Annotated in this window: 8 protein-coding genes; 3 read left to right on the plus strand and 5 right to left on the minus strand. The window is 70.7% G+C overall.

Annotated features, from left to right (window positions below; all coding sequences use genetic code 11):
- Positions 1-367: 367 nt before the first annotated feature.
- Positions 368-574 carry a developmental transcriptional regulator BldC gene (bldC, locus tag ACWCYO_RS39205; protein WP_014137253.1) on the minus strand — a complete coding sequence of 69 codons (207 nt, stop codon included), beginning with the start codon at positions 572-574 and terminating at the stop codon, positions 368-370.
- Positions 575-1,061: 487 nt separating this feature from the next.
- Entirely contained in the window at positions 1,062-1,982 is a 921-nt protein-coding gene (locus ACWCYO_RS39210; RefSeq protein WP_449786872.1) for a hypothetical protein, read from the minus strand.
- A gap of 198 nt (positions 1,983-2,180) precedes the next feature.
- Here ACWCYO_RS39210 and ACWCYO_RS39215 point away from each other — a divergent pair, with 198 nt between their 5' ends.
- The gene (locus tag ACWCYO_RS39215) at positions 2,181-3,338 is read left to right on the plus strand and encodes a Glu/Leu/Phe/Val dehydrogenase dimerization domain-containing protein (protein WP_405000670.1); all 1,158 of its coding nucleotides are present in this window, start codon (positions 2,181-2,183) and stop codon (positions 3,336-3,338) included.
- A 379-nt stretch (positions 3,339-3,717) separates the two neighbouring features.
- Complete coding sequence (locus ACWCYO_RS39220) at positions 3,718-3,978, plus strand: DUF3073 domain-containing protein (RefSeq protein WP_270145292.1); 261 nt, start codon at positions 3,718-3,720, stop codon at positions 3,976-3,978.
- A 183-nt stretch (positions 3,979-4,161) separates the two neighbouring features.
- Here ACWCYO_RS39220 and purM read toward each other — a convergent pair whose 3' ends face one another.
- From purM to ACWCYO_RS39235, 3 genes are all read right to left on the minus strand, one after another.
- Positions 4,162-5,295, minus strand: coding sequence for a phosphoribosylformylglycinamidine cyclo-ligase (gene purM, locus ACWCYO_RS39225; protein WP_449786873.1), 1,134 nt, complete (start codon positions 5,293-5,295; stop codon positions 4,162-4,164).
- A gap of 82 nt (positions 5,296-5,377) precedes the next feature.
- The gene (gene purF / locus ACWCYO_RS39230) at positions 5,378-6,961 is read right to left on the minus strand and encodes an amidophosphoribosyltransferase (protein ID WP_270145297.1); all 1,584 of its coding nucleotides are present in this window, start codon (positions 6,959-6,961) and stop codon (positions 5,378-5,380) included.
- A 248-nt stretch (positions 6,962-7,209) separates the two neighbouring features.
- Complete coding sequence (locus tag ACWCYO_RS39235) at positions 7,210-8,100, minus strand: diacylglycerol kinase (RefSeq protein ID WP_449786874.1); 891 nt, start codon at positions 8,098-8,100, stop codon at positions 7,210-7,212.
- A 126-nt stretch (positions 8,101-8,226) separates the two neighbouring features.
- On the opposite strand from ACWCYO_RS39235, the gene ACWCYO_RS39240 reads away from it, so the two are divergent.
- Complete coding sequence (locus tag ACWCYO_RS39240) at positions 8,227-9,510, plus strand: adenylosuccinate synthase (protein WP_270145300.1); 1,284 nt, start codon at positions 8,227-8,229, stop codon at positions 9,508-9,510.
- Positions 9,511-9,646 lie beyond the last annotated feature (136 nt).

Consider the following 9,646-nt stretch of genomic DNA (forward strand, 5'->3'; position numbering starts at 1 on the left):
GAGCTTGAGCCGTCCGTGGTTGTCGAGCTGCCCGGGCCCGGAACCGTCAGGTTCCGGGCCTCTCGCTTTTTGCCGTCCGCCTTGTACCCCGGCCAGGTCCGGACCACAAGTGACGGATCGTGTGATCGGCGCCACTCGACCGCCCGGAGAACCGGCCCTGGAACGACCCCTTCTCGACCTCACTAATTTAATATGTAAAATTGCACTGTTATTCACTGTAAATCCCCCCCGCATCTTGAGCACCAAATCGTTATCCGGAGTTCAGCATTCCGACCGCCGGAAGCACGGCGCCGGGTACGACAAAGGGGCCGCTAACCGGACCCGGCGGAGTCCGGTTAGCGGCCCCTTCGAAAGAGCCTTTGGCCTATCAGGCCTCAGTGCGCTGGGCGGGAATCCCGGCCAGCAGGGCGCGCACCTCCGCCTCACGGTAACGGCGGTGACCGCCGAGCGTGCGGATCGACGTCAGCTTGCCCGCCTTGGCCCAGCGGGTGACCGTCTTCGGGTCAACGCGGAACATGGTGGCAACCTCCGCCGGCGTCAGCAGCGGCTCAGCATCAGGGGTACGAGCGGTCATGAGCGGCCTCCTCGGGAGAACCGAACCAGGGCGGTTCTATCCTTCAAATTCTGCACCTTGGCCCGCGATGTCCGAAATGGCATAGACGGGCCGAGTCGGTTATAGGACGAACGGCTTGTCCTGGTGTCTACAACTACACCATCCGTCCAGCCCTATCGACCAAACCGCCAAAATTGACCCCTCACGGGTTCAAGGCCGACGGATGGCGATGGACCACCCCATAACGGACAGTCACACGACAGTGACGTCCGGTTACGAGGGGACCAGACCCTCCGTTTCCCCGCAAAGCACGCATCGACTCCAGAACCACCCAAAAGTGGGCACGCTCACGTGAAGTTGGGCTGGTTGTCCCATTTTTGCACATAGGGGTTAGTTCGCGTCAACGGTGAGTAGTGTCACGTTCGACAGCTATTGACCCGAACCAGGACCTTGGTCAGCGCCGCCGTGGACCAAAGGCCCCCCACAGTCATACACGGGCGGTCGGACGTCAGTTCGCGTGCCGCAGCGCCGACACCCGCCGCCACCGCACCGTCAGTTCCCCGTACGCGCGCAGCGCCTCGACGGTGTCCCCCGCCCGCAGCGCCCGCAGCCCGTCCTCCAACTCCCCCGCCGAACGGTCCGCCAACAGCCGCTCCGGCCCCAGCAGATGCACCAGCCCCCCGTAGTCCAGCTCCACCAGCGAGCGCGGGTGGAACTCCTCCAGCCACCGCCCGACCTGCTCCGCCCCGCGCACCAACTCCCCCTCCGGCACCGCCTCGCGCAGCGCCCGGTAGGCCCGCGCCACCCGTCGCCGCGCCTGGGCCATCGGCACCAGGTAGAACAGCGCCGCCGGCCTCCCCCGCTCCCCCTCCGCTCCTCCGTCGTCCGCGCCCCCCGTGCCCCCCGGCACGAAGCACCGGTCCTCGTCCCCGAACGGCAGGAACCAGTGCACCGGCACCTCCCACCGGCTGGTGAGGATCCACGGCCGGGCGTCCGGGTGTCCGGCCAGCCAGCGCTCCCGGTCCGCCTCGGCGGCCGCCCGGGTCACCGGCGGCACCGCGGTGTCCAGCAGCGCCACCGGAGCCCCCGTCCGCAGCTCCTCCAGCGCCTGCCAGCTGCGCAGCCTGGTCGCCCACGGGCACACGTACAGTACGCCGTCCACGACCCGCAGGTACGCCCGACCGCTCTCCTTCTCCGGCAGCGCCCGGGGCGTCCGGGCGGCCAGCTCCGCGAGCGCCTCCCGCTGCTCCGCCAGCACCGCCGCCGCCACCGACTGCTCGGCGGCCGTCGCGTCCGGGCCGTGCTCCGCCGCGTAGGCCCGCCAGCCCGCCCGCTCGGGCTCCGGGTAGGCCGCCAGCGGCTCGTAGACCCGCAGGTGGGCGGCGTAGGGCGGCAGTACGGAAGTGCGTACGACGGTCACGTCCTGCATGTTCGCACGCGCCGCGCGGCCCCGGGAGGGCGCGCCCCCGAACCGTTCGCACCCGCACCGTGGACCCGCTCCGATCTCACTCCGTGGACAACCGGCGCAAGCTCGGACAAGACGGCGGACCGGCGGTCCCCGCCCGACTACGCTTCGCCTTAGGCGCCCGCACCACAGCAGCGGGCCTTCGATACTGGAGTCACCACAGTGACCGACGTACAGACCCCGGCCACGCACCCCGCACCCGGCGTGCTCAGCAGGATCTTCCGCACCGAGCAGGACGGCGCCCCCGGCGACGGCCACGAGCAGGTCGTCCTCTGCCACGACCGCAGCTCCGGGCTCAAGGCGATCATCGCCATCCACTCCACCGCCCTCGGCCCCGCCCTCGGCGGCACCCGCTTCTTCCCGTACGCCTCCGAGGAGGCGGCCCTGGAGGACGCGCTGAACCTGTCCCGCGGGATGTCCTACAAGAACGCGCTGGCCGGGCTGGACCTCGGCGGCGGCAAGGCCGTCATCATCGGCGACCCGAACAAGGACAAGAACGAGGCGATGCTCCGGGCCTACGGCCGCTTCGTGGAGTCGCTGCGCGGGCGCTACATCACCGCCTGCGACGTGGGCACCTACGTCCAGGACATGGACGTCGTCGCGCGCGAGACCGAGTTCGTGACCGGCCGCTCGCCCGAGCACGGCGGCGCCGGCGACTCGTCCATCCTGACCGCCTTCGGCGTCTTCCAGGGCATGCGCGCCACCGCCCAGGCCCGTTGGGGCCAGCCCACCCTGCGCGGCAAGCGGGTCGGCGTCGCGGGCGTCGGCAAGGTCGGCCACTACCTGGTCGGCCACCTGGTCGCGGACGGCGCCACCGTCGTCGTCACCGACCCCTTCGAGGCCGCCGTCAACCGCGTGCGCGCCGCTCACCCGGAGGTGGAGGTGGTCGCCGACACCACCGCCCTGCTCCAGGCCAAGCTGGACGTCTACGCCCCCTGCGCCCTCGGCGGCGCGCTGACCGACTCCGTGGTCGCCGCGCTCGGCGAGTTCGGCACCTCGATCGTCTGCGGCGCGGCCAACAACCAGCTGGCCCACCCGGGCGTCGAGAAGGACCTGGCCGACCGCGGCATCCTCTACGCGCCCGACTACCTGGTGAACTCCGGCGGCGTGATCCAGGTCGCCGACGAGATCGACGGCTTCAACTTCGAGCGGGCCAAGAACAAGGCCACCAAGATCTTCGACACCACCCTGGAGATCTTCACCCGGGCCGCCGCCGACGGCGTCCCGCCGGCGGTCGCCGCCGACCGCCTGGCCGAGAAGCGGATGCGCGAGATCAGCGCACTGCGCACGGTCCTGCTGCCGGGCGCCCGCCGCGGCTGACCGGAGTCACTCCGCCGACCTGATGCGCGGGGGGTCGTCACCTTCGGCCCCCCGCGCATCACGATGTGGAACCGGATTCTCACTTCTCCGCCCGAACGGGTGATCCGAGGTCCCCCTTGGGGGGATAATCGGTCCTGGAACGACGGACCCCGAACACCTCCGGACAGCGTGCAAAACGCCGCAAAACCTCCCCTGACCTGGGAAGACCTGGTCGCGGGTGCGGTCCATGCGCGCCACGTCACACCGACGACGTACCGTCCAGCGGCGGAAACAGGTACCGTTAATGCTCCAAGGGACGGTCCTCCCATTCGGGCAGGCCGGACCTGATCACACGTGTCAGACTCGGGGCCGTGAGCCCCATCGTTGAGGGGGTCGACCCATGGGGCGCGGCCGGGCCAAGGCCAAGCAGACGAAGGTCGCCCGCGAGCTGAAGTACAACAGCGGCGGGTTCGACGCTAACCGTCTGTCCAACGAGCTGGGCGTATCGCCGTCCACCGCTTCGATCGACCCGGAGCCGATCGAGGAGGAGGAGGACGACGACCCGTACGCGGAGTACGCCGCCCGCTACGGCGCCCTCGACGACGAGGACGACAACGAGCCGGGCAACGGGCCGTCGCAGGCCTCCCGCCGCCGCTCGTAAACCGCAGCTTCGCCGGACCGGTCCGGCGCCCCAGGGCGCCGACCGGTCTTCGGCGTTCCCGTGGGCCGGTCCGCTGCGCTTGCGGACGGCTGCGGTCGGCGACCCGCTTCGAGTGGTCGCCGCGGACGCGCGAGAGGGCCCCTCCGGTGCACCGGAGGGGCCCTCTGCCGTCAGTCAGGCCGGTCAGCCCGCCGTGAAGCCCTCGTAGGCGTTGTAGAGGGCCGCGCCCTCCGCGTGCTCGTCGGTGCGCTCGACGACGTCACCGAGCAGCCAGGCCTCGACGCCGCGGTCCTCGAGGATCGACAGCACCACGTCCACCGAGTGCGGCGGGACGACCGCGACCATGCCGACGCCCATGTTGAGCGTCTTCTCCAGCTCCAGGGTGGTCACCTTGCCGACCTCGGCGACGGTCCGGAAGACGGGCAGCGGGGTCCAGGTGCCGCGGTCCAGGCGGGCGTGCAGGCCGTCCGGGATGACCCGGGCCAGGTTGGCCGCCAGGCCGCCGCCGGTGACGTGCGAGAAGGCGTGCACCTCGGTCGCCCGGGTGAGCGCCAGGCAGTCCAGCGAGTAGATCCGGGTCGGCTCCAGCAGCTCCTCGCCGAGGGTGCGGCCGAACTCCTCGACCTTGCGGTCCAGCTTCCAGCCGGCCTGGTTCAGCAGCACGTGGCGGACCAGCGAGTAGCCGTTGGAGTGCAGGCCGGAGGCGGCCATCGCGATCACCACGTCGCCGGCCCGGACCCGCTCGGAGCCCAGCAGCGCGTCGGCCTCGACCACGCCGGTGCCGGCGCCCGCGACGTCGTACTCGTCCGGGCCGAGCAGGCCCGGGTGCTCGGCGGTCTCGCCGCCGACCAGGGCGCAGCCGGCCAGCGCGCAGCCCTCGGCGATGCCCTTGACGATCGAGGCGACCCGCTCCGGGACGACCTTGCCGACGCAGATGTAGTCGGTCATGAACAGCGGCTCGGCGCCGCACACCACGATGTCGTCCACGACCATGCCGACCAGGTCGTGGCCGATGGTGTCGTGCTTGTCCATGGCGGCCGCGATGGCCACCTTGGTCCCCACCCCGTCGGTGGCCGAGGCCAGCAGCGGCCGCTCGTAGTTCTTGAAGGCGGACACGTCGAAGAGGCCGGCGAAGCCGCCGAGGCCGCCGACCACCTCGGGGCGGTCGGCCTTCTTCACCCACTGCTTCATGAGCTCGACGGCGCGGTCGCCCGCCTCGATGTCGACACCGGCGGCGGCGTAGGTGGCGCCATCGGAGGGGCGACGCGGAGCGTCTCCGTTGGGGGGGGTGGTGGGCGACGGGTGGGAGCTGGTCACTGCGTGCGGCCCTTTCGGGTCAGGTGGGGTGGTTCGGAAACAGCGGTGGGGCCCCGGTTCGCGGGACCCCACCGTGCGTTCGCTACGGGCGGCGCAGCGCGTCGGCCGCGCCCGCCCCGCCGAGCAGCGACTGGACGCCGTCCAGGTCGCTGCCGCTGGTCGGCTTGCCGCGGACGGCCGGCTGCTGCTGGCCGCCCTTGATCTCGGCCTCCAGCAGGAGCTTGCCGAGCAGCGCCGGGTCCGGCAGCTCCATCGGGTACTCGCCGTCGAAGCAGGCCCGGCAGAGCTTGTCCTTGGGCTGCTTGGTGGCCTCGATCATGCCGTCGATCGAGATGTACGCGAGCGAGTCGGCGCCGAGCGTGCGGCCGATCTCCTCGATGGTCATGCCGTTGGCGATCAGCTCCGCGCGGGTGGCGAAGTCGATGCCGAAGAAGCAGGGCCACTTCACCGGGGGCGAGGAGATCCGGATGTGCACCTCGGCGGCGCCCGCCTCGCGCAGCATCTTCACCAGCGCGCGCTGGGTGTTGCCGCGCACGATCGAGTCGTCCACGACCACCAGGCGCTTGCCGGCGATGACCTCGCGCAGCGGGTTGAGCTTGAGCCGGATGCCGAGCTGGCGGATGGTCTGGCTGGGCTGGATGAAGGTGCGGCCCACGTAGGCGTTCTTCACCAGGCCTGAGCCGTACGGGATGCCGCTGGCCTCGGCGTAGCCGATCGCGGCGGGGGTGCCGGACTCGGGCGTGGCTATCACCAGGTCGGCCTCGACCGGGGCCTCCTGCGCCAGGCGGCGGCCCATCTCCACGCGGGAGAGGTGCACGTTGCGGCCGGCGATGGAGGTGTCGGGACGGGCCAGGTAGACGTACTCGAACACGCAGCCCTTGGGCTTCGCCTCGGCGAAGCGGGAGGTGCGCATGCCGTTCTCGTCGATGGCGATGAGCTCGCCGGGCTCGACCTCGCGGATGAAGGAGGCGCCGCAGATGTCCAGCGCCGCCGTCTCGGAGGCGACCACCCAGCCGCGCTCCAGCCGGCCGAGCACCAGCGGGCGGATGCCCTGCGGGTCGCGGGCGGCGTAGAGGGTGTGCTCGTCCATGAAGACGAGCGAGAAGGCGCCCTTGACCTTGGGCAGCACGACCTTGGCCGTCTCCTCGATGGAGAGGTCCGGGTGGCCGGCCAGCAGGGCGGTCACCAGGTCGGTGTCGTTGGTCGCGGCGGTCCGGCCGGAGCGCGAGACGTGCTCCTCACCGGGCAGTTCGGCGACCATGGCCGCCAGTTCGGCGGTGTTCACCAGGTTTCCGTTGTGCCCGAGGGCCAGCGAACCGTGCACGGTCGCCCGGAAGGTCGGCTGGGCGTTCTCCCAGACCGAGGAACCGGTGGTCGAGTAGCGGGCGTGTCCGACGGCGATATGCCCGTGCAACGACCCCAGCGAGGCCTCGTCGAAGACCTGGGAGACCAGTCCCATGTCCTTGAAGACGAGAATCTGGGAGCCGTTGCTCACTGCGATGCCCGCGGATTCCTGACCGCGGTGCTGCAGGGCGTAAAGGCCGAAGAACGTGAGCTTGGCGACCTCCTCGCCGGGAGCCCAGACACCGAAGACGCCACACGCGTCCTGGGGGCCTTTCTCGCCGGGAAGAAGATCGTGGTTGAGTCTTCCGTCACCACGTGGCACGCCTTCGAGTCTAGGGCAGTTGACCAGGGCTTCCGGAACCCGGGACGTCCGGTTCGATCGGCGATCGCGGAGTAACGCGCGTAGACAAAACCCCTTACCGGGTGGGGAATTCGGATGGGGGAATTCCGGCGGACGGCGGTTGGCCTTGCGGTTCGCGCCCGTTGGGGCTTTCCGTGTGCGGAGGGGTGGTTGGCGGGCGGGCGCGAACGTGAGCCTGCTCACCCGGGGTTCACCTCGCGGTCATCCGGTCACGCCGCCGGCAGCAGCAGGCCCCAGGCGCCCGGGTGGACCGTCCAGGTCCGGGCGCGGACCGGGCCGACCGGATGGCCGTCCGCCTCGTAACCGAATCCGCGCCCGACCACCGAGACGCTCGCCGCCCGCGCCCGCACCAGCGCGCCGGGCGCGTGGACCACCACCTCGAGCACCCCCGCGCCGTCGGCGTCGGCCGCGCCGTCCGCGCCGTCGGCGTCGGCCGCGTCGGACTGCCTGGCGCCCGGGAGGATCAGCTGCACCAGCCGGACCGGGCGGTGCACGTCGGCGAGCAGCCGGCCGTCCGCCTCGACCCGGACCCGGGGGCTGTGGTCCACCGCGTCCGGGGTGAGTGCGTTCGCCTGCTCGGCCGCAGCCAGTTTCGCCCATAGCGAACGCCAGCCACCCGTGCGGCCCACCAGCCGCCGCGCACCGCCACCGGTGATCCGCACCCCGCCCAGCGCCACCCCGCCGCCGTCGTCCACCAGCAGGTCGAAGGTGCGCGGCGCACCCGACAGCACCGCCCGCGCCGCCCGCACCGGCTCCCCCGGCACGCCGAGCGCGCGGGCCGTCGCCAGCTCCTCCGCCCGGCCGACCGGAACCATGCCCACCGGATCGGCGCCCAGCTCACGATGCCGGTGCAGGGCCTGCAGCACCCGCTGCAGGGCGAGATCGGAACCGATCACCACCGGTAGCCGCCGACCCCGGTGCGAAAGCATCCGGTCGAGTTCCGACGGGCTCTCCGGATAGGCCACCTTGACGTCCGCACCCCCGCACAGCACGTCCTTCGCGATCCGCACCGACTCCCCGTCGGTCTGCCGGGCCACCGGGTCGAGCAGCAGCAGCAGGGGCTCCGGACCGCCGGTAGCAGGCGTGGACAGGGACGACACGACCGGTCCTTCCTCAGGTAATCTCTCGGTGCAAGAGCCCCTTGCGCCATTGCGCCAGGGGCTTCGTCTATCTCGGGGCAGACTGCGGCCTACGCAGGATGCCCCAACCGGAAGGGGTGTACGCCTGTGCCGGCACTCGTGCTCGTTGGCGCTCAGTGGGGGGACGAGGGCAAGGGGAAGGCCACCGACCTCCTCGGCGGCTCCGTCGACTACGTCGTCCGCTACCAGGGCGGCAACAACGCCGGTCACACGGTGGTCATCGGCGACCAGAAGTACGCCCTGCACCTGCTCCCCTCCGGCATCCTCAGCCCGAACGTGACGCCGGTGATCGGCAACGGCGTCGTCATCGACCCGGGCGTGCTGCTCTCCGAGCTCAACGGCCTGAACGAGCGCGGCATCGACACCTCCAAGCTGCTGATCTCGGGCAACGCCCACCTGATCACCCCGTACCACCGCACCATCGACAAGGTCACCGAGCGCTTCCTCGGCAAGCGCCGGATCGGCACCACCGGCCGCGGCATCGGCCCGACCTACGCGGACAAGATCAACCGCGTCGGCATCCGGGTCCAGGACCTGTTCGACGAGTCGATCCTGCGCCAGAAGATCGAGGCGGCGCTGCACGACAAGAACCAGATCCTGGTCAAGCTGTACAACCGCCGCGCCATCCCGGCCGACCTGGTGGTCGAGGAGTACCTGGGCTACGCGGAGAAGATCAAGCCCTTCCTCGCCGACACCACCCTCGTCCTGGACGAGGCCCTCAAGGCCGACAAGGTCGTCCTGCTGGAGGGCGGCCAGGGCACCCTGCTCGACGTCGACCACGGCACGTACCCCTTCGTGACCTCGTCGAACCCGACCGCGGGCGGCGCCTGCACCGGCGCTGGCATCGGCCCCACCAAGATCGACCGGGTCATCGGCATCCTCAAGGCCTACACCACCCGCGTCGGCTCCGGCCCGTTCCCGACCGAGCTGCTCGACGAGGACGGCGAGGCGCTGCGCCGGATCGGCGGCGAGCGCGGCGTCACCACCGGCCGCGACCGCCGCTGCGGCTGGTTCGACGCCGTCATCGCGCGCTACGCGACCCGGGTCAACGGCCTCACCGACTTCTTCCTCACCAAGCTCGACGTGCTGACCGGCTGGGAGCAGATCCCGGTCTGCGTCGCGTACGAGATCGACGGCCGGCGGGTCGAGGAACTCCCCTACAACCAGTCGGACTTCCACCACGCCAAGCCGATCTACGAGACGCTGCCGGGCTGGACCGAGGACATCAGCAAGGCGAAGACCTTCGCCGAGCTGCCGAAGAACGCCCAGGCGTACGTCAAGGCGCTGGAGGAGATGTCCGGCGCGCCGATCTCCGCCATCGGCGTCGGCCCGGGCCGCGACGAGACGATCCAGATCAACTCGTTCATCTGAGCCCGAGCGCTTCCGAGGGCCCCGCGGGACGGTATCCGTCCGGGCGGGGGCGGGGGGGGTGGGGGGCCCGCTTGTTGCTGTATGGGGGTTTTTATGGTGTTTGAAACTCTAAAAACACATGGAAGAAAAATTATAG

Source organism: Kitasatospora sp. NPDC001683, assembly GCF_053596495.1.